At 52.9% G+C, this 310-nt stretch carries 1 protein-coding gene; it reads right to left on the bottom strand.

All coding sequences use genetic code 11. From position 1 onward, the window contains the following. A partial coding sequence (locus tag P0G09_RS17715) for a DUF2500 domain-containing protein (protein WP_275253328.1) occupies positions 1–310 on the bottom strand: 310 nt, incomplete at both ends.

Here is a 310-nt window from a genome sequence, read left to right as displayed (position 1 = left end):
TGTAGGAGAACGAATAGTTCCGCTCAAACCCAAGATAGCGGGTGCCCTGAAAACTCAGCTTTCCAATGTCGCCCTCCACAAGCATTCCGTAGTCCGAACCATCAACTTCAAGTTCCATGCGGTCGCCGCTTTCCACCTGAAAAGTCACATAGTATGACGTGAACGTGCTGGTGTCGTATCCGTGCGCACCGGACACATCTCCGGCATTGGCACGACTGGAATGAGAAACATCGGTACGCTTTGCCACCACCGTTGCCGGAACGGTATGCCGCGGCGAGTGGTTGTTTTTATTCCATGTGCGGAGATTTGA

The sequence above is a fragment of the Faecalibacterium sp. DFI.5.82 genome (genome assembly GCF_029076575.1).
GTDB lineage: Bacteria > Bacillota > Clostridia > Oscillospirales > Ruminococcaceae > Faecalibacterium > Faecalibacterium duncaniae.
This window is presented reverse-complemented; position numbering and strand designations above follow the sequence as displayed.